The organism is Aquamicrobium soli (assembly GCF_042646345.1).
Lineage (GTDB): Bacteria > Pseudomonadota > Alphaproteobacteria > Rhizobiales > Rhizobiaceae > Mesorhizobium > Mesorhizobium soli_A.
Map to the genome: position 1 here is coordinate 168762 of NZ_JBHRTK010000004.1, position 24246 is coordinate 193007.

At 64.6% G+C, this 24246-nt stretch carries 22 protein-coding genes and 1 pseudogene; 5 read left to right on the forward strand and 18 right to left on the reverse strand.

All coding sequences use genetic code 11. The features are described 5' to 3' along the window. Window positions 1-117: 117 nt before the first annotated feature. The 8 genes and pseudogenes from ACFOHJ_RS04660 to ACFOHJ_RS04690 form a co-directional block, all read right to left on the reverse strand. Window positions 118-393, reverse strand: a complete 276-nt coding sequence (locus ACFOHJ_RS04660; RefSeq protein WP_378219004.1) for a hypothetical protein — start codon at window positions 391-393, stop codon at window positions 118-120. Window positions 394-880: 487 nt separating this feature from the next. Continuing rightward, window positions 881-1015, reverse strand: a complete 135-nt coding sequence (locus ACFOHJ_RS04665; RefSeq protein WP_378219006.1) for a hypothetical protein — start codon at window positions 1013-1015, stop codon at window positions 881-883. Between the two features lies 1 nt (window position 1016). Then, window positions 1017-1292 carry a DUF3606 domain-containing protein gene (locus tag ACFOHJ_RS04670; RefSeq protein WP_378219008.1) on the reverse strand — a complete coding sequence of 92 codons (276 nt, stop codon included), beginning with the start codon at window positions 1290-1292 and terminating at the stop codon, window positions 1017-1019. A gap of 134 nt (window positions 1293-1426) precedes the next feature. Next, window positions 1427-2023, reverse strand: a complete 597-nt coding sequence (locus tag ACFOHJ_RS24895) for an ABC transporter ATP-binding protein (RefSeq protein WP_449224160.1) — start codon at window positions 2021-2023, stop codon at window positions 1427-1429. Between the two features lie 24 nt (window positions 2024-2047). Then, window positions 2048-2371 (reverse strand): annotated as a pseudogene (locus ACFOHJ_RS24900) (ABC transporter ATP-binding protein); the annotation flags it as partial. Between the two features lie 121 nt (window positions 2372-2492). Continuing rightward, window positions 2493-4166 carry an ABC transporter permease gene (locus tag ACFOHJ_RS04680; RefSeq protein ID WP_378219011.1) on the reverse strand — a complete coding sequence of 558 codons (1674 nt, stop codon included), beginning with the start codon at window positions 4164-4166 and terminating at the stop codon, window positions 2493-2495. Between the two features lie 10 nt (window positions 4167-4176). Further along, window positions 4177-5169: an ABC transporter substrate-binding protein gene (locus ACFOHJ_RS04685; protein ID WP_378219013.1), complete on the reverse strand. Its 993-nt coding sequence runs from the start codon at window positions 5167-5169 to the stop codon at window positions 4177-4179. Between the two features lie 224 nt (window positions 5170-5393). Continuing rightward, window positions 5394-6197 carry an Lpg1974 family pore-forming outer membrane protein gene (locus tag ACFOHJ_RS04690; RefSeq protein ID WP_378219015.1) on the reverse strand — a complete coding sequence of 268 codons (804 nt, stop codon included), beginning with the start codon at window positions 6195-6197 and terminating at the stop codon, window positions 5394-5396. A 298-nt stretch (window positions 6198-6495) separates the two neighbouring features. Between ACFOHJ_RS04690 and ACFOHJ_RS04695 the strand changes: the two genes are divergently transcribed. From ACFOHJ_RS04695 to ACFOHJ_RS04705, 3 genes are all read left to right on the forward strand, one after another. Then, window positions 6496-8295 (forward strand): cytochrome P450, encoded by a 1800-nt coding sequence (locus ACFOHJ_RS04695; protein WP_378219017.1) that lies wholly within the window; start codon window positions 6496-6498, stop codon window positions 8293-8295. Between the two features lie 269 nt (window positions 8296-8564). Beyond that, entirely contained in the window at window positions 8565-11183 is a 2619-nt protein-coding gene (mprF, locus tag ACFOHJ_RS04700; RefSeq protein WP_378219019.1) for a bifunctional lysylphosphatidylglycerol flippase/synthetase MprF, read from the forward strand. Continuing rightward, entirely contained in the window at window positions 11180-12511 is a 1332-nt protein-coding gene (locus ACFOHJ_RS04705; RefSeq protein ID WP_378219021.1) for an AcvB/VirJ family lysyl-phosphatidylglycerol hydrolase, read from the forward strand. Before mprF ends, ACFOHJ_RS04705 begins: the two co-directional genes overlap by 4 nt. 37 nt (window positions 12512-12548) lie before the next feature. On the opposite strand, the gene ACFOHJ_RS04710 is transcribed toward ACFOHJ_RS04705, so the two are convergent. The 5 genes from ACFOHJ_RS04710 to ACFOHJ_RS04730 all read right to left on the reverse strand — a co-directional run bounded on the left by ACFOHJ_RS04710 (window position 12549) and on the right by ACFOHJ_RS04730 (window position 17340). Continuing rightward, window positions 12549-13259 carry an MBL fold metallo-hydrolase gene (locus ACFOHJ_RS04710; RefSeq protein ID WP_378219023.1) on the reverse strand — a complete coding sequence of 237 codons (711 nt, stop codon included), beginning with the start codon at window positions 13257-13259 and terminating at the stop codon, window positions 12549-12551. A 5-nt stretch (window positions 13260-13264) separates the two neighbouring features. After that, window positions 13265-14326: an ABC transporter ATP-binding protein gene (locus ACFOHJ_RS04715; protein WP_378219025.1), complete on the reverse strand. Its 1062-nt coding sequence runs from the start codon at window positions 14324-14326 to the stop codon at window positions 13265-13267. After that, complete coding sequence (locus tag ACFOHJ_RS04720; protein WP_378219027.1) at window positions 14323-15111, reverse strand: ABC transporter permease; 789 nt, start codon at window positions 15109-15111, stop codon at window positions 14323-14325. The genes ACFOHJ_RS04715 and ACFOHJ_RS04720 overlap by 4 nt, the downstream gene beginning before the upstream one ends. Before the next feature lie 4 nt (window positions 15112-15115). Continuing rightward, window positions 15116-15949 (reverse strand): ABC transporter permease, encoded by an 834-nt coding sequence (locus ACFOHJ_RS04725; protein ID WP_378219029.1) that lies wholly within the window; start codon window positions 15947-15949, stop codon window positions 15116-15118. 317 nt (window positions 15950-16266) lie between these two features. Further along, on the reverse strand, window positions 16267-17340 hold the full coding sequence (locus ACFOHJ_RS04730; protein ID WP_378219030.1) for a polyamine ABC transporter substrate-binding protein: 1074 nt from the start codon (window positions 17338-17340) through the stop codon (window positions 16267-16269). An 86-nt stretch (window positions 17341-17426) separates the two neighbouring features. Here ACFOHJ_RS04730 and ACFOHJ_RS04735 point away from each other — a divergent pair, with 86 nt between their 5' ends. Both ACFOHJ_RS04735 and speB read left to right on the forward strand, forming a co-directional pair. Next, window positions 17427-18041, forward strand: coding sequence for a TetR/AcrR family transcriptional regulator (locus ACFOHJ_RS04735; RefSeq protein WP_378219032.1), 615 nt, complete (start codon window positions 17427-17429; stop codon window positions 18039-18041). Window positions 18042-18104: 63 nt separating this feature from the next. Beyond that, on the forward strand, window positions 18105-19049 hold the full coding sequence (gene speB, locus ACFOHJ_RS04740) for an agmatinase (protein ID WP_378219034.1): 945 nt from the start codon (window positions 18105-18107) through the stop codon (window positions 19047-19049). Between the two features lie 97 nt (window positions 19050-19146). On the opposite strand, the gene ACFOHJ_RS04745 is transcribed toward speB, so the two are convergent. Genes ACFOHJ_RS04745 through ACFOHJ_RS04765 form a run of 5 tightly spaced genes read right to left on the reverse strand, consistent with a single transcriptional unit; the run spans window position 19147 to window position 24222 of the window. Further along, window positions 19147-19986 (reverse strand): ABC transporter ATP-binding protein, encoded by an 840-nt coding sequence (locus ACFOHJ_RS04745; RefSeq protein WP_378219036.1) that lies wholly within the window; start codon window positions 19984-19986, stop codon window positions 19147-19149. Then, window positions 19983-20816, reverse strand: a complete 834-nt coding sequence (locus tag ACFOHJ_RS04750) for an ABC transporter ATP-binding protein (RefSeq protein WP_378219038.1) — start codon at window positions 20814-20816, stop codon at window positions 19983-19985. Before ACFOHJ_RS04750 ends, ACFOHJ_RS04745 begins: the two co-directional genes overlap by 4 nt. After that, the gene (locus tag ACFOHJ_RS04755; protein WP_378219040.1) at window positions 20813-21643 is read right to left on the reverse strand and encodes an ABC transporter permease; all 831 of its coding nucleotides are present in this window, start codon (window positions 21641-21643) and stop codon (window positions 20813-20815) included. The genes ACFOHJ_RS04750 and ACFOHJ_RS04755 overlap by 4 nt, the downstream gene beginning before the upstream one ends. Before the next feature lie 9 nt (window positions 21644-21652). After that, entirely contained in the window at window positions 21653-22585 is a 933-nt protein-coding gene (locus tag ACFOHJ_RS04760; protein ID WP_378219042.1) for an ABC transporter permease, read from the reverse strand. A gap of 5 nt (window positions 22586-22590) precedes the next feature. After that, window positions 22591-24222, reverse strand: a complete 1632-nt coding sequence (locus ACFOHJ_RS04765) for an ABC transporter substrate-binding protein (RefSeq protein ID WP_378219044.1) — start codon at window positions 24220-24222, stop codon at window positions 22591-22593. Between the last annotated feature and the right edge of the window lie 24 nt (window positions 24223-24246).

Genomic DNA, 24246 nt, shown 5'->3' on the forward strand with positions numbered 1-24246 from the left:
GGCGAACAGTTCCTGCCTGTACAGTGACGGGAAGTACTGGTTCCGTTTCCGGCGCCTTCGCTGAAGAAGAGCGGTTTCGTCGCACGGACCGGCGCCGCTGGCGGACAGGGCGGGAGGTCATCCGTGGGTCATCGACTTGGGCGCGCTCTTGCCGGGATGGGCAAGGTCGTGGATTTCGGCGCCATATCCCGGACCTTCGTCGTCCTGGGCCTGGCCGCGTACATATTCCCCGCGCTTTTCACCGCCCGGATAGCAACCGCCCGAGTTGCAGCCCTTTACCTGTTGGCCCCAATTGTTCGCCGGCTGGCCGGACTTGCCGCTGTTCTGCGCCATCGCAGTCGTGGCAAGACCACTCAACAAGATCGCCGCACTGGCAGTCAGGAATCTGGTCATCGATCTTCTCCCGTTTCGGGAAATATTAGATCGTCAGCCGATGGATTGCAGTTCCACCAAAATACGGTAGCCGTTCAACAATCCGGTTAGGTATCGAAAGGCAAGTCACGTCTTCTGTCATAGACGACTAACCCAAACTCCAGATTTTTGGTGCCAGAAACGTAAGAAACCAACATCCTTCATATTGGGGGACGGCAGCTACGGAGAAATGAAAATGGGAGTTGCCATTAGAATAACGATGGGAATTGCATTCCTCTCGCTCGCAGGGTGCGAAACGAGTTCGCTCCCGTGCGATATGTCTCAAGCAAACATTCAAAAGGGTAATTGCTGCAGCGTGTCCGGCGGACAGTGCGAGAGAGGCGAAGGAGACACCGGTGGACGGGAGCGCGGCCAAAGAGCCCAAGCGTAAGGCGACGCTGACGCGCAGGTACTGCCTGCTTTCAGTGCCCGCTCGACCCAAGGCCGGGCGGGCCTTTGGCCTGCCATCCTATTGCGCGACGATGACGGCATCGTCCGGGCCGGCGACGCTCCGGCCGGCATGGGAGTTGAGCGCGAACACGACCGCGAACGAAAGCACGATCCCGACGCCGACGCCGTAGATGAACGTCCTGGTAGCCCGCATCTCAACCGGCCTCTGAGGTTCCGCGCTCTCGCAGTTGCCGGGCCGCGCGGGTCAGCACCTCACGGCTGTCGCCGTGCTTCCTGATCAGCATCATCGTCTGTTCGATGGTGAGGCCGTTCTGCTCGGCAAAGTGCCTGACCTCGTATTCATCCTCGGCCGAAACGCGGTCACGATCCTGAAAATCCCGCTTCGTCTTGTCATCCACCATCATGGCTTCTCCACTCCAGCAGCGATCCTCGGCAAGCCGGGCTTCGTTGGGCGACTTCAAGTAACGCACGGCGGTACTCCACGTGGGGCGTAACGCCCGCCGGGCGATTCAGTTGCCTGCGTGCGGATTTTGCCCGTGCCTGCGTGCGGATTTTGCCCGGAAGCGGCCAGGCCGCTTCGGTCCGGCGCTTTACGCGACGTGCTTCAGGGCAGAAGGTGGAGGGCGTGGCGCGAGGGCGTCAGGAACACCCCCTCGCCCAGTTGATGCAGGGGCGCCTCGGCCGGATTGGCGCTGTCGACGGTCCACTGCCCGGCACCTTCCACTTCGATCAGGTATTCGGCGATGTTGCCGAGAAACATGACCCGCCTGACGGTCCCCTTGAAGAGGCCGGAATCGGGCGAAAGGTGAATGGCTTCCGGCCGCAGCACGGCGGAAACGGCCTCGCCCGGCCTGCGGGCCGGCATTCGGGCGACGGGCAGGCGCACGCCGGCGATCTCCACCGTTTCGCCGTTGACGACGGTCGTGGCGAGGAAATTCGCCTTGCCGATGAAATCGGCGACGAAACGGCTCGACGGCCGCGCATAGATCGCGTGCGGCGAGCCGACCTGCTCGACCACGCCGGCATTCATGACCACGATCTCGTCGGAGATGCTCATCGCCTCGACCTGGTCGTGAGTGACGTAGATCGAGGTGATGCCGACGCGCTGCTGCAACTCGCGGATTTCGACGCGCATCTGCTCGCGCAGCTTGGCGTCGAGATTGGAAAGCGGCTCGTCGAACAGAAGCACGCGCGGTTCCATGACGATGCAGCGCGCCAGCGCCACGCGCTGCTGCTGGCCGCCGGAAAGCTGGCTGGGCGAGCGCCGCGCATAGCTGGCGAGACCGGTCTGCTCCAGCACCTTTTCGACGCGCCGCTCTAACTCTTCCCGGCCGAGCTTGCGCAGCCTGAGCCCGAAGGCGACGTTCTCGAAGACGTCGAGGTGCGGGAACACGGCATAGGACTGGAACACCATGGCGGTATCGCGCCGGTTCGGCGGCTCGTCGTTCATGCGCCGGGCGCCGAAGAAGATGTCGCCCGCGGTCGGTTCCTCGAAGCCGGCGATCATCCTGAGCAGCGTGGTCTTGCCGCATCCGGAGGGTCCCAGCAGCGTCACCAGCCTGCCGGTGCCGATTTCCAGGTTGATGTCGCGCACCGCGGCAACTGGGCTGCCGTCCGGGCCGGCGAAGGCCTTGTTCAGGCCGACGATGCGGATGTTGTCGGTCATTGTTCTAGAACCTCACCATGGCTGTGTGCCGGCTCCAGCGATTGACGAGGCGGCTGATGATGACGATCGCGACCAGCACGATGGCGATGACGACCACGCTGAAGGCGGCTGCCACGCCAAGCCGGCCGGAGCCGACCTGGTTCAGGATCTGCACCGTCATCAGGTTCCAGTTGGCGGAAACCAGGAAGATCGCCGCGCTGATCGCCGTCATGGCGCGCACGAAGGCGTATACGAGGCCGGAGAAGAAGGCCGGCGCGATCAGCGGCAGCGTTATCTTGCGGAAGGTGGTCAGGCTGGTGGCGCCGAGATTCTGCGCCGCCTCCTCGATCGCCGGGTCGATCTGGCGCAGTACCGCGATGCCCGACTGGATGCCGACCGGCACGTAGCGAAAGACGAAGCACGCCACCAGGATCGCCAGCGTGCCGGTCAAAACCAGCGGCGGCGCATTGAAGGCCATGATGTAGCCGATGCCGACGACGGTACCCGGCACGGCAAAGGACAGGATCGAGCCGAATTCCAGCGCCGTGCGGCCGGGAAAATTGCGCCGCACGACCAGAAACGCCACCAGCATGCCGAGCAGGCCGCTGATCGGCGTCGTCACCAGCGCGACGATGAGCGTATCCTTGACCGACTGAAAGCCGACATCGAAGACATAGAGAAAATGCGTGACGGTCGGCGTGTAGTTGAACCCCCAGACCTTGGTGAAGGCGCCGACCAAAATGACCGCGTAGAAGGCCGTCACCAGCAGCGCGAACAAAAGGGTGATGCCGTAGAGCGCCCATTTCGCCATCGGGCTGACGACCTTCGAGGTCGAGGCGGTCGGCTTGCCGGTCACGGTGATGTACTGCCGCTTCGACAGGTAGTAGCGCTGGATGGCGAAGGCGGTCATGGAAGGAATAAGCAGCACGATCGCCAATGTCGCGCCGCGCGACAGGTTGAACGAGCCGGTGATTTCCAGATAGGCCTGCGGCGCCAGCATCGGGAAGCCGGCCCCCGCCAGCACCAGCGGATTACCGAAATCGGCCATGGATTCGATGAAGACGACGAGGAAGGCGCTGGCGATGCCCGGCAGCGCGAGCGGGAAGGAAACCTTCCAGAAGGCCTGCCAGCGGGTAGCGCCGATGTTGAGCGCGGCATCCTCCAGCGTCGGGCTGAGCGAGGCGAGCACGCCGCGCAGCGACAGGTAGGCGATGGGCGCGAAGGTGAAGACCTGCGACAACACCACGCCATGGAAACCGTAGATCGAGAAGTCGTTCAGCCCCAGCAACTGGCGCGTCACCAGCCCGTTGAAGCCGAACAGGAACAGGATCGACACCGCGCTGACGAAAGGCGGAGAAATGATCGGCAGGATGGTGACGTAGTGCAGCAGCGTCTTGCCCGGCACGTCGAGCCTGGTCAGCACGAAGGCGTTGACGAAGCCGATGGCGACGCCGAGCACGCCGACAAGGGCGCCGACGCCGAGGCTGTTGATCAGCGCATTGCGATAGAGCCTGCGCTCGGCCAGTTCCGCATAGCCGGCGAACGACCAGGCGCCGTCGACCTGGAAGCTGGCGAGCAGCACCCGGACCAGCGGATAGACGACGAAGATGGCGACCGACGCCGCGATCGCCACCAGAAGCACCAGCAGGATCGGATCGCGCGCAAGCTGCCGCAACTGCGCGCGGGCGGTACCGGACATGGCAGGCGTCCTACTGGCCAAGCACGTCCTTGGTCCAGCGCTCGACCAGCCGCTTCTTGTTCTCCGCGGCAAATTTCGGGTCGCCGGACACCAGCTTGATCTTGTCGAGCGCCGGCACGCCGCTGCCGCCGCTGACGTCGCTGCGGATCGGCAGGAAGTAGGTCTTGGCCGCACTCAGGGCGCCCTGGCCGTCGGCCGAGGTCATCCAGTCGACCAGCTTCTTGGCATCGTCCTCGTTCTTGGCGCCCTTGAGGATCGACATGGCGGCGACTTCGTAGCCGACGCCCTCGCTGGGGAATACCACCTGCACCGGATAGCCCTCGTCGGTCAGTTTCAGGAAGCCCGGCGTGAACTGGATCGCCAGCGGCGTCTCGCCGACGCCGAGCGCGCCGGAAGGCGCGGTGCCGCTTTGCGTGTAGGTCTGGACGTTCGGATTGATCGCCTTCAGGTAGTCGAAGGCGCCGTCCTCGCCGCGCTCGTCGATCAGCGTCAGGATCAGTGCATAGGCGGTGCCGGAGGACTGCGGCGACGGCATCTGGATCAGCCCCTTGTAGGCGGGGTTCTTGAGGTCCTCCCACGAGGTCGGCACCGGCGCCTTGCGGCTTTCGAGGATATCGGTGCGCACGCCGATCGCCAGCGGGTTGGTATAGATGGCGTGCCAGTAGCCTTCCTTGTCCTTGAACTCGTCGGAAAGGGCCGCGGCGTTCTGCGAGGCATAGGGCTCGGTCAGGCCGCGCTCCTTGGCCAGGATATGGTTCTCGCTCGGCGCGCCGAACCAGACGTCGGCCTGCGGATTGGCCTTCTCGGCCTCGATGCGCGACAGCGCGGGACCGGAGGACAGGAACACCATCTGCGTTTCCACGCCGGTCGCCTTGGAGAAGGCATCGAGCAGTTTCTTGGCGTTCTCTTCGTCGACGCTCGAATAGACGGTGAGCGCATGCGCCGAGCCAATCGCCAGCAGCGACGTAACCGCCGCCGCCGCGACGCGAACCAGGAACCTCATGATGGCCTCTCTTTCCCCGAATGGTATTGCCGAGTTGATAGTCGGCAAAACTATCGCGGCCCAAAGCGCCGGGTCAACCGTCGACAGGCGGAGAAGCAATCTGGCCTTTGGATAAGGTGGCCGGCACCGGTGTCATCCTGGCGCCCACGCGCACGGCGTAACGCTTGTCACGCCGTGGCGAACTTTCGACCGGCTTTAGCGAAGACGTTTCTTGGATGCGTCGATCAGAAGGTGAGCGCGGCGCGGAGAAAGGGACCGTGGAAAAGCGGATCCTTGTCCGCCGTGACCGAGTATGGTTCGAGGCTGTCGGTTACGGTTGCGCCTGCCCGGAGGTTCCACCACTTCTGCAGCCTATAGCCTGCCGTTAGCGTAAACTGGCTCGTCGTGTGCCACGACAAACCGGCCAGGGCCTCGATATTGTAGACGGTCCTGTGGCTGTCGGACGTGGTCGACGGAGCCAGCCAATCATAATAGCTATTGTCGAAGTTGCCGAACAGGATCGAACCCGACCCCTCCGCGACGAACCCGAACTGCGACCCGCCGAGCATCGTCTCGGTCTGGAAACCGGCGCGCGGACCGAACGCCCAGCCTTCGGCGCCATAGCTGCCGCGTCGGGTAGCCCCGCCGGTAAGGGTCATGCTGTCATTCAGATGCAGGGCACGGATACCGAACAGCAGGCGGTTGAGGGGGTTCGCGCCAGGGTGGTAGCCAAGATCGAGATCGACCGTCTGAAAGTCGAGATCGGATTTGAACCTGTTTACGCCATCGGAGGAAGACGTGTCCACGCCGGTTGCCGTGCCGGTGATCTGCCAGTCCCACTGCGGCTGGAACAGCCGCCGATAAGTGACCGCACCGTAGAAGCCGTCCTCGTCGTCCATCTTGCCGTATTTGTCCGAGGAGCGGTCGAAATTCCCGGTGTTCCAGACCGGCCCGCCCTCTACGGAGAGGTAATTGACCGCATCGACCTCCGGCGGCAGCGTAACCGGCATATCCGCAGCATTCGCGTCCGGAACCGCAACCGCGAACAACGGAAGCACAAAGAGTGGAGCTAGTTTAGAAGTCATGTCAACCCGCCGATCTCGACAACGATCCGGGGCCTCTTTCGAAGCGGCGTGAGGCTTGGCAAAGTCGCCAAATCGTTCCGCTAGGGCAGGTCCGCGTTACACGCCCAGAAGCCATATTCTCGGTTCGCCGTCAATATTACCTGTCGGTGATATACGCGGCTGTCCCTTTAAAACTGATGCAAGAACCGGATATCTGGCGTACACGACCGGTGGCTGAGATTATTCTTGCGATATCCTTCGTTTTCTCGATCACGAGTCGGCAGTGAAGCACCCCGTCCAGTTCAAGACCATGCCGGCCAGTCTCGAATCGTTCGGGGTAGCCGTCGATTTCCTGTCCCGGCGCGAGCCCTTCGTCGCGGACCAGGTGGGACCGTTCATCCGTGCCGTTCGACGCCAGATCCTGCGGCGCGAGCATGTGGTGGGCTTTGATGGCGCGACGCTCGTCGGCTACGCCGGCTGGCTTCCGACCACCCGGGCCGCCGCCGATGCGTGGCTGGAAAACGGTGGCGAGTTGCATTCCGCCGACCATGGCGCCGACGCCGTCGCCCTCACCATCGTGGCCGTCGACGATCCCAGGGTAACGCTCGGCCTGATGCGCGCCGCCCGTGAACTCAATCCGGGCCTGCGGGTGTTCTTCAAGCGCTCCTATGCCGACGCGACCCGCGAAGCCCGCAAGTCGGCCGTCATGAACCGCACCGGCCTGACGCCGGACCAGAGTGTCGAGAACCGGCCGGCACCTCCTGCGGCTGCCCCTGCCCGCTCCGGCGCGCGGCCGCCCATCGCGGACGATCCATGCGCTTTCCTCTATGCGCTTGCCGAACGCTCGCCGGGCGCGACCGAACGCGTGGCGATCGGCGAGGAACAGGTTCTGGTCGTCCAGGACCCGCAGGTCGCCGCCCATGTGTTGGTCGACAACCTTGCCAACTATTCCAAGAATTTCTCGTCCTTCACGCCGTTTTTCGGCCGAAGCCGGCTGACCCTCGACGGCGATGCCTGGCGGCGCTCGCAACGGATCAGCCAGGGTTTCATCGCCCCGCACGATACGGCCCGCGCCACGGAAATCTTTTCGCGGCTCTATGCCGGGCTGGCCGAGGAGCTTGCCTCACGGGGCGGGGCGGCCGGTCCCGTCGACGGCGCCCTCGATCGGGCAGCGGTGGCGGCGCTGACGGAGACGGCGTTTTCCACCCCGCTTGCCGAACTCGGCGACGGCTTTGCCGCCGACCTTCGCCCGATCATCCATTATACCGCCAGACGCGCCTGGGACCTGCCCGGCGTACCGCCCGCCGTCAATGAAACGATGCTGGCGGAAGCGCAGGCAGCGGCTGGCCGCGTGCGCAAGGCGATCGCCAGGATGGTCGAGCGGCGCCGCCGCGTCGAGCCGCGCGACAACGACGCCTTGTCGGCGCTGATTGCCGCGGCCGATCGCACGGAATGCGAACCGGAGGAAATACGGATCGATCTTGCCGGCGAACTGGTGACGCTGGTCGTCGCCGGATCGGACACCACGTCGGCCGCCCTCGGCTGGGCGCTGTCGATCCTCGCCGCCTTCCCCGCCTTCCAGAACGCACTCCGTGACGAGATTTTTGCCGCATTCGGTCATGGCGGACCAACGCTGGAAAATCTGGAGCGCGTGCCTAATCTGCGTCCCTTCATCGATGAGACGCTCCGGATGTTCCCGCCGGTCGCGATCCTTTCGCGGTTTGCCAACGGCTCCGACACTGTCGGCGGCCACGCCGTCGCCGCCGGCGATCGCGTCCTCGTATCGGTTATCGGGCTTCACCAGAACCCGGCAAACTGGGACGCGCCGCGTGAATTCCTGATCGAGCGACACCATGCCGAGCAGCGCGCGCGTGGCGAGCGACGTTCGCGTTTCATGGCGTTTTCGGCCGGGCCGCGAATTTGCGGCGGCGCCCGCTTCGCCCGCATGGAAATGGAAATCGCCCTTGCCCAGATATTGCGGACCTGCCGGCTGGAACTGGCCGAGCCGCTTCCGCTCGCCTTCGACTGGGGCGCCTCGATGCGCCGGCGCGGCGGCCAGAAGATCAAGGTGACTAGACTCTAGCAATCGGGCGCGGCACCGCGACTCAGGGCGCCGCAGACGCTTCGCCCCGACCTGAAGTATTGATTCCAGGCGATCTTCGGAGTCATGCTCGGCGAGACCCCGCGCCGCAATAGCGAGGCTTTCTTTACAGGCGCCTGTCCAGGTTCGTTAAACAACCGGCCGCTGCGGGTACAACGACATGGCCGTTTCCATGATTTTGCCATCCGGTGCTGTTTCGTGCCTTCGCTGCGACCAGCCTGAGCGATACTGCTACGAAAATGCGTGAGGCCATGAGCCAAACCGAGACACCGGCGAGAGGCAAGCGACTGAGCGAGGGCCTCGCGCAGGCGGTCGCCCATATCCTGGAGCCGCGTGTGTTCGGCCCCATCGTCGGCGCGGCAGCGGTGGCGATTGCGCTGTTCGTTATCCACGAGATCAGCGGCAAGGTGCACCTGCACCAGATCGAGACCGCCCTCGCCTCCACCTCCTTCGCAACGGTGGCGCCGGCGCTCGTCTTCACCTTCATCAGCTTCGTCGCCATGGGATGTTACGACGTCATGGCGGTGCGGCGCGTGGCGCCCGGCAAGGTGCCCATGCGGCTCGCCATGTTCGCCGGCTTCGTCGGCTACGGCTTCTCCAACGCCATCGGCTTCCACGTCTTCGTCGGCGGCCCGGTGCGCTACCGCATCTACCAGTCGGCCGGCGCGGACGCGGCCGACGTCGGCCGCATCGTCGGCATCTCCTTCCTCACCTTCTGGGGCGGCCTGCTGACCGTCATCGGGCTGGCCCTGCTGTTCGATCCGGACGGGCTGCCGGCGCTAAACCTTTTGATGCCGGCCGGCGACCGCATCCTCGGCGGCGCGATCATGGCGGGCCTCGCGGCCATCATCGTCTGGCTGTCGCGCGGCAACCGGCGCATCTCCATCCTCGGTTGGGATTTCCCCCTGCCCTCGGCGGCCAGCGCGCTGGCGCAGATCGGCATCGGCGCCATCGACATCGGCGCGGCGGCGGCCGCCCTCTACGTGCTTTTGCCGGCCGACATCGCGCCGGGCTACACGATCTTCCTCATCCTGTTCGTGGCCGCCATCATCGCCAGCGTCGTCAGCCATGCGCCGGGTGGCCTCGGCGTGCTGGAGGCGACGATCCTGCTCGGCCTCGGGGCCGGCACCCGGCCCGATGTCGTGGCCGCGCTGGTGCTGTTCAGGCTCGTCTACTACGTGCTGCCGCTGCTGCTGGCGGCCTCGGCGCTGCTGGCCTTCGAGGTCTATCGCATCCGCTCCACCGTTTCGACCGTTGCGGGGCGCACGCTCAAGGTGACGCGCCGCGTGGTGCCGCCGGTCACCGCGACGCTCGCCTTTGCGGGCGGCATGGTGCTGATGCTTGCCGGCAATACGCCCGCCGCCGTCGAGCGCACCGACTGGCTGAGCGACATCCTTCCGCTGCCGTTCGCCGAAGCCTCGCACCTGCTCGCCTCGATCACCGGCCTGCTTCTGGTGGTCATCGCGCGCGGCCTTTACCGGCGTATCGCGTTCGCCCGCATCGCCGCCATCGTGCTGCTTCTGTCGGGCGCCGCCTTCTCGCTGCTGAAGGGCCTGGACTGGGAGGAGGCAACGCTCCTGTCGGCCATCGCGCTGGTGCTGTTCATCTACCGCAGGGCCTTCTACCGGCGCGAGGACTGGCGCGCCTTCCGCCCCGACCCGACCTGGATCGGCCTCATCGCCATCGTCATCATCGCCTCCACCCTGGTCGGCCTGCTGGCCTACCGGCACGTCGACTACCAGGCCGACCTGTGGTGGCAGTTCGCCTGGGATGGCGACGCACCGCGTTTCCTTCGCGCCACGCTAGCGCTCGCCATCATCGCGGCGTCGATCGCCGCCGATTCGATCATCAACCGGCCGGTTTACGCCAAGCAGCCGGGCCGGGTCCCGATTCCCGACGCGGTTCGCCGCATCCTGGAAACGACCTCCGATACCCAGCCGTGCCTGGCCCTGCTGGGAGACAAGTCCTTCATGGCCTCGCCCTGCGGCAGGGCCTTCCTCATGTATGCCGTCTCCGGCGGAAGCTGGATCACCATGGGCGATCCGGTCGGCGATCAAAAGGCCGGCAGGGCCCTGATCTGGCACTTCGCGGAGGCCGCCGATCACGCCGGCGCGAGAACGGTGTTCTATGCCGTTCACGAGAAGTTTCTGCCCTCCTATCTGGACATGAACCTCGCGATCCTGAAGATCGGCGAGATGGCGCGTGTCGATCTGACGGCCTTCAATCTGCAGGGCCCGGCCCGGCAGCCGCTGCGTTACGCCGCGGGCAAGGCGGCCCGCGAAGAGCTCGCCTTCTGCGTCATCCCCAAGGCCGAGGTGCCGGCCATCCTGCCGCAGTTGCGCAGCGTTTCCGACGCCTGGCTCGAGAGCAAGAACGGGCATGAGAAAGGTTTTTCGCTCGGCTGTTTCGACGACGCCTATTTGAGCGAGTTCGACTGCGCGGTGCTGAGCAAGGACGGCGAGATCGTCGCTTTCGCCAATCTGTGGCGCAGCGGCGACCGCGACGAATTCTCGATCGACCTCATGCGCTACCGGCCGGGCGTCTCGAAAGTGGCGATGGAAGCGCTGTTCGTGCACATCCTGCTCTACGGCAAGGCCGAGGGCTACCACTGGTTCAACCTCGGGGCTGCGCCGCTGGCCGGGCTCGCCGACCATCCGCTCGCCTCCACCTGGAGCAGGGTCGGCACCTTCATTTACCGGCGCGGTGACGAATTCTACAACTTCGAGGGCCTGCGCGCCTTCAAGCAGAAGTTCGATCCGGTCTGGACGCCGCAATACATCGCCTGCCCCGGCGGGCTGGCCATCGCGCAGATCCTTCTTAACGTGACCACCCTCATTTCCGGCAGCCCCATCAGGATCTTCAAGCGATGAAACGTTCCCTGGCCTTTCTTCTCCCGGTCTTTGCCGCCATCGGTTCCGCCTCCGCCCAGTCCACGCCGACGGCGGCGGCCGCAACGGTCAGCGCCGGCAGGCTGGAGAACGTGCGCCTGCTGCCCCCCGACGGCCCGCCGAAGGCAATGGTCGTCCATTTCTCCGATCGCGCCGGCTGGACGCAGGCCGACGACACCGTCGCGGCCGCCTTGCGCAAGGATGGCGACGTGGTGCTCGGCGTCGATCTTGCCGCCTATGCGCAGGCGCTCGACAAGGCGGACGGCGAATGCCTCTATGTCGTCGGCGAAATCACCGACCTTGCCCAGACCGCGCAGCGCCAGCTCGACATCCAGACCTACCTGCCGCCGATCGTTACCGGACGCGGCGAGGGCGCGACCTTCGCCTATGCCGCGCTGGCCGACGCCCCGGCCAATACGCTGGGCGGCGCCGTCGCTTCCGACTTCGCCAACAAGCTGACGCTGAGGCTGCCCTTCTGCCCCGGCTCGACCGCCACCAAGGCCGCGGACGGCGCGAGCTATAGCTATGCCTTCGACGTGCCCTTGCCGGAGCCCGCCTCGCTCTTCGTCGACGAAACCTCGCTGGATACCGTGCGCGGCGAGGCCTCTGCGCAGAACACGATCACGGTGGATTTGCTGGACGCCGACGATCCGGCCGGCCAGATCGTCACCGCCGTCTCGTCGCTGGCGGATGGGATCGAACCCTTCGGCAAGCTGCCGGCGCTCGACCTTCCGGCCACCAACGGCAAGCCCAAAGCCATCGCCATTCTCGTCTCTGGCGACGGCGGCTGGCGCGACCTCGACAAGACCATCGGCGAATGGCTGTCCACGCAGGAAATCCACGTCGTCGGGCTCGATGCGCTGCACTATTTCTGGGCGAAGCGCACGCCGCAGGAACTGGCGACCGATGTTGCCGCCATCGTCAAGGGAACGGACCCGAAGGGCGAACTCCCGGTGATGCTGATCGGTTACTCCTTCGGCGCGGACACCATCCCCTTCGCCTGGCCGCTGCTGCCCAAGGCGCTCCAGGACCGCATCAAGGTCATCGCGCTGATGGCGCCGGGGCTGACCACCTCCTTCCAGGTCACCATCTCCGGCTGGCTCGGCATCGACGACAGCGGCTACGAGATCCCGCCGGCCATTGCCGCGCTGCCGGTCGACCGCGTGATCTGCGTGTCCGGTAAGGAGGAAGACCAAAGCGCCTGCCGCGACCCGGCCCTGAAGAACGTCACCCATATCGAAACCGACGGCGGGCATCACTTCGACGGCAACTATGCCGCGATCGCGCAGAAATTCCTCGACAAGCTGTGACGGGTCGGCGGTCGAGGATCGCGCGGCCAGTAGAAGTCTAGAACGCCTCGACGATCTGCCTAAGGCGCGTCCTGCCGAAGCTGGCGAAATGGCCGCCATGAACGATCGATACCGGCAGGGCAACCAGCCGCTGCAGGGAACGGCGATAGTCCTGGAGATCGGAATAGAAGGTATCCGTCACCAGTTCGCCGTCATAGACGATGTCGCCGGCAATCAGGGTGCCGGGCGCCTCCTCATAGAGGGCGATGCCGCCCGGTGAATGTCCCGGCGTGTGAATGACGGTGAACTTGCGATCGCCGAGGTTGATCGTGTCGCCATCGGCCAGCAGCTTGGTCGCCGGCGCAGGCTTCACGCGATAGGCCTTCGTGTCCCAGCCTTGGGGCGGAGCGATGAACATGGCCTCGTCGGCATAGCCGGCGGCCAGCGTCCATTCCGGGCGCGGATCGGCCAGGATTTCCGCTTCGGCGGCGTGTATCCAGCGCTCCTCGAATTCGTGGTGACTGCCGATATGGTCGAAATGCGCATGGCTCGCCACGCAGACCAGCGGCTTTCCGCCCTGGAGCAGCGGCACATTGGCCCGCAACGGAAAATGACCGAGGCCGGTATCGACCAGTAGGTCGAAGTCGCGGCCGCCGACATGCCACATGTTGCAGCGGAAGAAGGGCTGTATCCACGGCTCATGGATAAGGCTGATGCCGTCCGCGAAACGGATGACCTCGTACCAGTGCTCCTCAGCGATCGCCTCCATGCCGGCTACTCCTGCAACAGGCCGATGTGGTGCGGCGCGGCATGCATTTCGACGCGCTCGCCGATCCTGGCAGGCACATCGACCGGAAGTTTCAGCACGATATGCTGCCCGCTCGCCGCGCGCACCGCCACCTTGCGATAACTGCCCTGAAAAACGCTTTCGACAACCTCTCCGCTACCCAGCGAAACATGGTCCGGCGGCGTGGCTCCGAGCCTTATGTTCTCCGGCCGTATTGTAAGCGTTGCCTTACCTGATCGGACGCCCTGGCGGTCGAGCGCGAAGGTCCCGAGCGCCGTCTGCAAGGTCGCGGTCGTGCCCGACACACCCGTCACCTGTGCGTCGATCAACGTGTTCTCGCCCATGAAGGTCGCGCTGAACCGGGTGGAGGGCCGGGTATAGACCCGCTCGGGGTCGCCCTGGTCGACGATGCGGCCGTCCTGCATCACCAGGAGCACATCGGCCAGCGCCATGGCTTCCTCCTGGTCGTGGGTGACGTGGACGAAGGCGGTGCCGACGCGCTTCTGGATCGCCTTCAATTCTTCCTGCATCTGCCGGCGCAGGCCCAGGTCGAGCGCGCCCAGTGGTTCGTCCAGCAGAAGCAAGCGTGGCTTCATGACCAGCGCGCGGGCCAGCGCCACCCGTTGCCGCTGGCCGCCGGAAAGCTGGTGCGGCTTCTTGTCGAGCGCCTGCTCCAGCCCCACCAGCGCCAGCGTCTCGCGCGCCTGGCGCGCCCGCTCGGCCTTCGCCACGCCGTTCATGCGCAGGCCGAAGGCGACGTTGGCGCCGACGCTCATATGCGGGAACAGCGCGTAGTCCTGGAACACGGTAGTGGTCGGGCGTTTCGCCGGGGGCATGCGGGTGCAATCCCGGCCATCGATCAGCACCTCGCCTTTCGTCGGCTGCAGGAAGCCGCCCAGAATGGACAAAAGCGTGGTCTTGCCCGACCCCGATGGGCCGAGCAGCACCAGATATTCGCCGGGCTCGATGTCGAGCGACAGTTCATGCAGCACTGTCAGCGCGCCGAAGGCGTGCGACAGGTTGCGGATCGAGACGGCCGGGGCGCTCATGCCTTCTTCTTTCCCTTGCCGAAGATCGCCAGTTCCGCCAGCACTACCAGCAGGATCGAGACGCCGAACACCAGCGCGCCGATGGCGTTGGCCTTCGGGTTGAGGCCGGAGCGCAGCAGCGTCCAGATTTCCACCGGCAGCGTCGTCTCGAAGCGGGTGAGCAGGAAGGCGATCAGGAATTCGTCCCACGACAGCGTCAGCGACAGGACGAAGCTTGCCAGCAGCGCCGGCCACAGCACGGGTGCTACCACCAGTGCCAGCACCTGCCACTCGCGCGCGCCAAGGTCGCGGGCGGCCTGTTCCAGCCGGATGATGTTGTCGCTCATCTGGCTGTAGAGAATGGCGAAACACAGCGGCAGGTTGATCACCACATGGCCGATGCCGACCGCAAACAGTGATTTCGGCACGCCCGCCCAGTTGAACAGCACGACCAGCCCCATGCCGATGATGAGATAGCTGACCGACAGCGGCGCGATCAGCAGAGCGCGGACCATGCCGCCGAGGCGGCCCCTCATGCGCGCGCAGCCATAGGCGGCGAGGAAGCCGAGCAGCACGGCGACGGCGGAGGAAACGAAGCCGACGACGACCGAGTTCAGCATCGCGCCGGTGAACTTGGAATCGGCGAGCACCTCACCATACCAGCGCAGCGACGGCCCGGTGAAGGGCGGCAGGGGGAAGCGGCTCGCCTGGAAGGAAAACAGCACCAGCACCACGATCGGCAGGTAGATGAAGCAGTAGGCCGCAACTGCGTAAAGACCGGCCACGAGGTCGAGGAAGCGCTTCATGGCGTCACGTACGCTCCAGCTTCAGCCAGCGCGCGCAGGCGAGATAGGCGATGGAGATGACGACCATCAGGATCAGCGACAGCGCGGCAGCCAGCGGCAGGTCGGCGCGCCGGCCGATCTGCTGGATAATCAGCTGCGGCATCAGCAGTTCGTTGGAGCCGCCGAGCAGTTGCGGCGTCACATAGTCGCCGATGGCCAGCACGAAGGCGAGAAAGGCGCCGACCATGATGCCGGGCAGCGTCAGCGGCAGCACGACATAGAGGAAGGTTTGCAGGCCGCTGGCACCGAGGTCGGCGGCGGCCTTGCGGCAGCTCGGGCTCAACTGCCGGAAATTGGCATAGATGGTGAGCGTCAGCAGCATGATGAAGAAATGCACGAAGCCGATCACGGTGGCGGTGCGCGTATTGGCCAGCTGCAGCGGCTGGTCGATGAGGCCGCTTGCCATCAGGGCCCGGTTGACGACGCCGCGCTCGGCCAGCAGCAGCAGCCAGCTATAGGAGCGCACCACATAGGAGGTCCAGAACGGCAGGATGGTGAGCATCAGCGCCACCCGTTGCCAGCGCTCCGGCACCCGCTCGGCCAGCACCCAGGCCAGCGGATAGGCAACGACCACGGATATGGCGGTGACGACCAGCGTCACCTGCAGCGAGTTGACCAGCGCGCGCACATAGCTCGGTTGGGTCAGGAAATGACGATAGTTGTCGAGCGAAAACGCCCCGCCGGCGGTGAACGAGGCCGCACCCATCGCCACCAGCGGCACCAGGAAGAACAGCACCGTGAACAGCGCTGCCGGGCCGACCAGCCAAAGCGTGTTCCAGTTGATCTTGGAGCCGGTCATTGCGGCACCGCCATCGGTGCATCGCACCGCCACGGCATGCTTTCCCGGTGCGCTTCGATACCCCCACCCCTAGCCCCTCCCCACAAGGGGGAGGGGGAGTCGCGGAGGTGCCCGCCAAGTTCCCCTTCCCCTTGTGGGGAGGGGCTAGGGGTGGGGGTCTGAAACCCGCAACGTGGGCAAGGCCCCCATAGGCGGCCCAGCCCGCAAAGGGTATCGAAAAACATCGGCTGCCAGCACAAGATCATGGCGGTTTCGTACAGCGTAGCGGCGGTGGAACACCCTTCCTCTCGACGAGAGGAAGGGCGACGGAGCGAGCCCTAGTTCGCCTGCAGCACGTCGTTCCACAAATCCTGCATCTTCTTGTCGAGCTCGGCGTCGGGCGCGGGGTAGCGGTTCGAGGCCGCAAGGTCCTTGGCCTGCTGCTCGGAGGAGAATTTGAGCGTCTTCTTCTGCTCGTCGTTCAGCGCCGCATCCTTCTGCGCCGGCATGCCCCAGTAGCAGGAAGAGGTCGCCAGCGCCGCCTGTCCTTCGGGGCTCAGCACATGCTGGATGAACTTCAGCGCCAGATCGGCCTTCTTACTGTCCTTGAGGATGGCAAGCGACTGCGTCCACAGGATGCCGCCTTCCTCGGGGATGACGAAATCGAGGTCGGGATTTTCGGCGTGCAGGCCGGCCGTCACCCACTCGCCGGCGCCGACCACGACGTCGACCTCACCGGTGGCCAGCGCCGTCTGGCTGGCCGAGACCTCGCCGACCAGCTTGGAATTGGCCTTGAGCTTCAGCATCAGGTCCTTGACCGGAGCCAGCGTCGCCTCGCTGAAATCCTTGGTCGGCGTGCCGGTCGCCACCGAGGCCATGCCTTCCACCGGCAGGTAGTAGTCGTAAATCGCCAGTCGCCCCTTGAACTTGGGATCGGTGAGTTTCTTCAGCGTCGATACGTCCTCGGCCGAGAACGCCTTGCTGTTGTAGGAAATGGCGTTGAAGCCCCACTTTTCCGTCACCGCATAGCGCTTGCCGTCGAGCACCAGCACGTCGTCCATCCGCACTTCGGGGAACTGGCTGGCAAGCGGCAGGCTGTCGTCGGCCAGCGGCAGGAACCGCTCCTTGGCGATGCGCTGGACATCGATGGAGTCGATGACCATCACGTCCCAGTCGCCCGGCTGCGACTGGTCAAGGATCGAAAGCCCGGCGCCGGTACCTTCATAGACCTTGAGGTTGACCTTGACGTCGTTGGCCTTCTCGAAAGGCTCGATCAGGGCCGGATCGGTGTTGTCGCACCATACCAGCGCGTTGAGTTCCTCCGTCGCATTGGCCGGCGATAACGCCAGGACGGAGACCGAAAAGGCGAGCATGCCCAGGCGGGCCATGAATGAAGATCGTGCGTCAAACATCGTTTCCTCCCTGTCCAATTTCCGAAATCGCATCCCCCAAAAATATGAATTGCCTTCAAAAATGAGTCAATTCATATTTAGCGGCAATGACCGGCTTGAGACAGAGGCAGAAGATCGACAGGGACCGCCGCATCGTCGAGGCGGCGGCGCGGCTGTTTCGCGAATTCGGGTTCGAGGGCGTGAAGATCGAGACCATAGCCGAGCAGGCCGGAGTCTCGGTCGGCACCATCTACAATTATTACGAAAGCAAGGGCGACGTGCTGATCGCGGTCGTCTCGCTGGAAGTGAACGAGGTCATCAGCGCCGGCGAGAGCGTGCTGGCGCGCCCACCGGCGCGCGCGGCTGACGCGGTCGATGCGCTGTTCGACATCTATTTGCGCCACTCCCTGTATTATCTCAGCAAGGAGATGTGGCGCGCCGCCATGTCGATGTCGATCCTGCATCCGGACTCGCCGCTGGGACGCCATTACGGCCACCTCGACGAAAAGCTCTGCCAGCAGGTCTGCCGGCTCCTGGCCAAGCTGCGGCAGGAGGGTTCCATCGACGCGACTGTCGATACCGAGATCACCGGGCGCATCCTGTTCAACACCATGAACATGTCGTTCATGACCTTCGTGAAGGACGACGGCATGGATGTCGAAACCGTGATTGGCGCCGTCCGCAGGCAATCTGCAACGATGGTGGTGCTGGGCAACGGCTGACGCCGCGGGCAAAAATACCGCTGGCCGGATGCGCAAGCCGGCAACAAGGATAAGGAGCTTCACATGACAACCCGGTTCAACCAGCCGCTCGGCGGCAACGAGATGCCCCGCTTCGGCGGGCCGGCCACCATGATGCGGCTGCCGTCGCAGCCGACCGCCGAGGGGCTCAACGCCTGCTTCGTCGGCATCCCGATGGATATCGGCTCCTCCAACCGCTCCGGCACCCGGCACGGCCCGCGCCAGATCCGCGCCGAATCCTGCATGCTGCGGCCCTACAACATGGCAACCGGCGCCGCCCCCTTCGAGCACCTGCAGGTGGCCGACATAGGCGACATCGCCATCAACACCTTCGACCTGAAGAAAACCGTCGACATCATCACGGAAGCCTATGACGCCATCCTGGCGCATGACTGCATCCCGCTGACGCTGGGCGGCGACCACACGCTGACCTATCCGGTGCTGCGCGCCATCGCAAGGAAGCACGGCCCGGTGGCGTTGATCCACATCGACGCCCATGCCGATATCAACGACGAGATGTTCGGCGAGAAGATCGCCCATGGCACGCCGTTCCGCCGCGCCTTCGACGACGGGCTATTGCAGAACGACAAGGTGTTCCAGATCGGCCTGCGCGGCACCGGCTATTCACCCGACGATTTCAACTGGGCGCGCAAGCAGGGCTGGACGGTGGTGCAGGCGGAGGAATGCTGGGGCAAGTCGCTGAAGCCGCTCATCGACGACGTGCGCAGCAGGATCGGCGATGCGCCGACCTACCTGACCTACGATATCGACAGCCTCGACCCCGCTTTCGCGCCCGGCACCGGCACGGTGGAGATCGGCGGACTGACGACCTGGCAGGCGCTGGAACTGGTTCGCGGCTGCGCCGGCCTCAACCTCGTCGGCGGCGACCTGGTCGAAGTCTCGCCGCCCTACGATCCCTCCGGCAACACCGCCCTCATCGGCGCCAACCTGCTCTACGAAATGCTGTGCGTCCTGCCACGCGTCCCATAAGGCTGAACCGGCAACAGCCGCCGGCGAGTGTTCCGGAACGAGCGGTACCGTCGCGGCATCGCTCGTGAGCGTCCTGCAAGGGCGCGGCGCCCAGGGCTTACAATCCCCCTCTGAACGACCGCCTCAATTCGCGGACGGCGAAAGATGGCGGCAGGACGGCACTCATCAGATGCTGCGTGTATTCGTTGCCGGGATTATTGAGGACGTCCTCCGCCGCCCCAAAGTCCACCATTCGGCCTTTGTGCAGGACGCCGATCTTGTCGGAAAGCGTCCTGACGACACCGATGTCGTGGCTGATGAGGATGTAAGAGATGCCGCGCTCGGAACGCAGGCGAAGCAGCAGCGCGAGGATTTGCGCTTGCACGGTGGCGTCGAGCGACGAGGTCGGTTCGTCGAGCACGATAACGTCGGGCTCCACTGCAATGGCGCGCGCGATGCAGGCGCGTTGACGCTGCCCGCCCGAAAGCTGATGCGGAAGCCGGTCCTTGTGCTCCGGCTTCAACCCGACGGCATCGATCAGATCGTCGATGGCGGCATTCGGGTTGGCGGGGTGCCGGCCCGGGAAAGCAACCCACGGCTCCCTGATGGAATCGGCGATGGTGTATCGCGGATCGAGGGCCGCGAGCGAATCCTGGAACACCATCTGCATGCGCCATTTCTCGGCCGGCTTCTCCCTCGCATCCGGCTTGAGAACGTCACGACCGTTCAGGAGCACTTCCCCGCGCGAGGGCAGGTCGAGACCGATGGCGATGCGCCCGAGGGTGGACTTGCCCGAGCCGGACTCGCCGACGATGCCGAGGACCTCCCCCTTGTGCAAGGTCAGGTCGATGTCCCGCAGGACTTCCAGTGCGCCGAACGACTTTCCGACGTTCTTCATCTGCAAAAGCTCGGCGGCGGAAGAAGCGCCCTGCCCTGGGGTCGGATGCGACATCATCATGACACCACGCTTTCCAGCAGCCTGCGCGAATAGGGATGGTCGGGACCGGAAAAGAACCTGTCCGCATCCGTGATCTCGATGATGCGGCCGCCATGCATGACGGCGATGTCGTCGGCCATGTAACCGGCCACGCCCAGATCGTGGGTGATCAGCAGCAGGGCCAGGTTCTGTTCGTGCTGGATTTCCATGATCAGCTCCAGAATCTGGCGCTGCGTCGTGACGTCCAGCGCGGTGGTCGGCTCGTCCGCGATCATGATTTCGGGCGCCTGGGCGATCGCCATGGCGATGGCGACGCGCTGGCGCATGCCACCGGAGAATTCATGCGGATAGGCCGTGAGCCGTTCGGCAGCGTTGGCGATGCGCACATTGTCCAGCAGTTCCAGCGCCCTGCGTTGCAGCGCGGCACCGGAAAGCCCCATTCGGATACGCAGGATCTGCTTGAGCTGATAGCCGATAGTCAGGACCGGATTGAGGGCGGACATGGCGTCCTGGAAAACCATGCAGATGCGCCGGCCCCGCACGTTCTTGAACGCCCCCGGCCCCTTGCCGCCGAGTTCCTCGCCACCGAGATAGATATTGCCTCTGCACACACGAGCGGACTGCTGCGGAAGAAGTCCCATCAGAGCCCGCACGGTCAGGCTCTTGCCGGAGCCGGATTCGCCGACGATGCCAAGCGTCCTGCCTCGATCGAGATCGAACGAAACGCCCCGGACGATCTCCATCCAGCCTGTCCCGGGGGGCCTGACTTCGATAGAGAGATCGCGCACGCGCAGGCGCCCGGAAGCATCCGCGCCGACAGCCGGCCGGTACACCGCGGACGCCATGCTCATTTCGACAGATCTCCCCTGGGGTCGAGCAAGGTTCGCAACGCCTCGCCCAATATGGTGAAGGCCAGCACCGCCACGCAGATCGTCGCGCCCGCAAACAAGGTTATCCATGGCGCCGTGCGCAGATGTGCGCTTCCCTCCGACAGGATCGTTCCCCAGCTTGCCGTGGGCGGCTGCACGCCTGCGCCGATGAAGCTCAACCCGGCCTCGATGTTGATGGCGGTGCCGACCGACAGGCTGGCGAACGCAAGCACAGGTCCCATTGCGTTGGGCAGGATGTGGCGGAAGAGAATAGCTGTCGTCGACCGGCCGAGCGAGCGCGAGACCAGAACGAATTCGCGCTGGCTTACCGCCAGTACGCTCGAGCGCGCAATGCGGATGATGGTCGGCACCTGTGTGATGGCGATCACGACGATGAGGAGCTTCAGATTCGGGCCGAGCACGAAGGCGAGCGCGATGGCGACGACCACGAACGGAAAGGAGATCAGCACGTCATTGACCCGCATGACGACATTGTCGAGCCAGACCGGGCCGAAGCCGCAGAATCCGCCGACGATCACGCCCCCGACCAGCGCGGCAAGCGTGCCCGTGACGCCGACCAGCAGCGAGACCCGACCGCCCGCCACCAGCCGACTTAGAATGTCGCGTCCCAGCTGATCGGTCCCGAACAGATGGGCGGCGCCCGGCGAGCCCAATCTATTTGCCAGATCGAGCGCGTTGGGATCACGCAGGAAAAGCGGCCCGGCCGCAGCCAGCAGCGTGAGAGCAAGCACCAGTCCGGCGGCAAACCGCGTGCCTGGAATATCGAAGAATTTGTTCAGCCCACGCATGTTCCAGCCTCAGCGCTTCTGCCTGATCCTCGGGTCCAGCAGCCCGTAGAGGATATCCGTGACGAGGTTGACCAGTACGAACGCGACGGTGATGACGAGAAGGCAGCCCTGCAGGACCGGATAGTCGCGACGGAAAACGCTCTGAACCAGAAGGTTGCCGACGCCCGGCAAGGCAAAAACGATCTCGGTCAGGACCGCCCCACCGACGAGCAGCCCGAACTGCAATCCGATCACGGTCACGATGGGGATCAGCGCATTGGGAAAGATATGGGTCCACAAGACCGTCCGCGGCGGAAGGCCGTTCGCCCAGGCGGTCTCGACATAGGGCTGGTTGACGATTTCAAGCATCGCGCCCCGTGTCGTCCGCGCCAGGATGCCGGCGAAGGAAATGCCGACCGAGACACTCGGCAGCAACAGGGCCTTCCACCCGAAATCGAAGGGTGACCCGCCCGCCGGAAGCACGGCCAGGCGGACCGAGAAGATCAGGATCAGCACCAGGCCGATCCAGTAGACGGGGATCGAGACGCCGCCGAGCGCAAAGACCCGGCTGAACCGGTCGACCCAGCCGCCCGGATGCAGGGACGAATAAAGACCCAGTGGCATGCCGATCGCACAGGCAAGAAGGGTCCCGCCAACGGCGAGAAGCAAGCTGATCATGACGGCAGGCTTCAGCAGCGACCACACCGGGTCGCCGCTGAACAGCGAGGTTCCGAGGTTTCCCCTGGCTATCTGCATAAGCCAGGAGAAATACTGAACCACGATGGACGAATCGAGATTGAGGTCGCGCCTCAAGCTCGCAGCGGCTTCCGGCGTGTAGCGATCACCGAGGATCGCGGTGACGGGATCGCCGGGAACCGCCTGCAGCAACGCGAAAGCCAGCAACGAGATCCCGATGACAACGGGAATGCTTGCCGCTGCACGCTTGACGACGAACAGCCACATTGCGATCAGTTTTTCTTCGCCACGTCACGCAGCAGGACGATGTTGGCCGCCGCAGCCGTCCAGCCCTCGATCTTGCTCGACGTCAGGTTCACCTGCTGGAAGAAATTGAGACGCAATTGCGGCGGGTCCTCGTTGAGCGCCTCCGCAATGGCCGACCATTGTGGCTTGGCCTTGGCATTGCTGTCGGGCCCGGCGTCCGAGAACTTCAGCGCCTCGCGCAGCATTTCTTCCACCTTGGGATTCTGCCTGCCGCCGTCACGATTGAAGAGGCTGGAATTCAGCGGACCTTCTGCACCGTACTGGTAGTAGGCAAACTCATAGGCCGTTCCCGACAACGGGGTGATGATGCGAATGGCGACGGGCCCCAGCCACTGCTTCGGATCATTGCTGGAGACGATGCCGGCAAGCGTGGTGTATTCCATGGGCCGCACATCCATCGTCACGCCGATCTGCGCTAGCTGCGCCTGGATGGCGACGGCCTGGTCGATAAGCAACTGCCGGTTCATCACCATCGCGGTGAAGGACAGGTTGGACGCACCGGCTTCGGCTAGCAGGCTCTTGGCTCGGTCGAGGTCGGGCTTGACCTGAATGCTTTCGTCGTGCGCCCAGTGCCAGGAGGGAAACAGGTCGCCGGCCGGCTCCGCGAAGCCATAGAAGAACGCGTCCGCAATCTGCTGGCGGTCGATCCCCAGTGACAGCGCCAGCCGCACCCTCGGATCGTCGAAAGGTTTCGTGGCGGTCTGGAACGTCATCAAGGTGGTGCCGCAGGCCGGGCTGACATGCGACAGGAAACGGCCGTCGGCCACGGCCCCGGCGACATCCTTCGGGTCCGGATTGAGATCGACGTCGATCTGCCCGGCCTCCAGCGCGGCCAGGCGCGCCGACGCGTCGGGAATGGTACGGATGACCACGTTTTTCATTTTCGCGGCGCCCTGCGGGGAAACCGCCTGGTCGGCCCGCTCGAGGCGGATGTAGTTGCCGACCTTCCAATCGGTTACCTTGAACGGACCGCTGCCGGACCATTGGCTGCGGCCAAAACCTTCCGCCTTGAAGGCCGCTTCCTGAACGACCGGGGTCTCCAGGTTGCCGAGCCACGCATTGAGGAAGGGCCATGGCTTCTTCAGCTTGAAGCGCACCGACATGTCGTCCGGCGCGTCGATCGCCGACACATATTCGTTCCAGATCGCTCGGTCGAAGGACTTGGGGTTGGTAAGGACCTCGTTCAGCGTGAAGAGGACATCCTTGGCGGTCAGGTCCGAGCCGTCATGGAACTTCAGCCCGCTGCGTATCTTGTAGACGATCTCCAGCGCGTCCGGTGCATCGGGCAACGCCTCGGCGAGGCCGGGTACCAGTTCGGTGAAAGACGCGTTGCGGTTGACCAGGCTGTCGGTGGTGTTGTTGACCACGAGAAGTCCCATCAGCCCCGGGTCCTCCACCGGGATCTGCATGGAACGCACGTCCGTGGAAACGCCGATCACCAGGGTGTCGGCGTCCGGACTGATCTGGGCAAACGCACGGCCGGGCAGCGCGGAAAGCCCCGCGCCGCCTGCCAGGCACAGAACGCTGCCGATGAGAAAGTCCCTTCTGCTGGGTTTCAGGCTTATGTCGTTCACGTCCAGGTTCAACTGATCCGCCATGTTCTCCTCCCCACTCACAAAGTT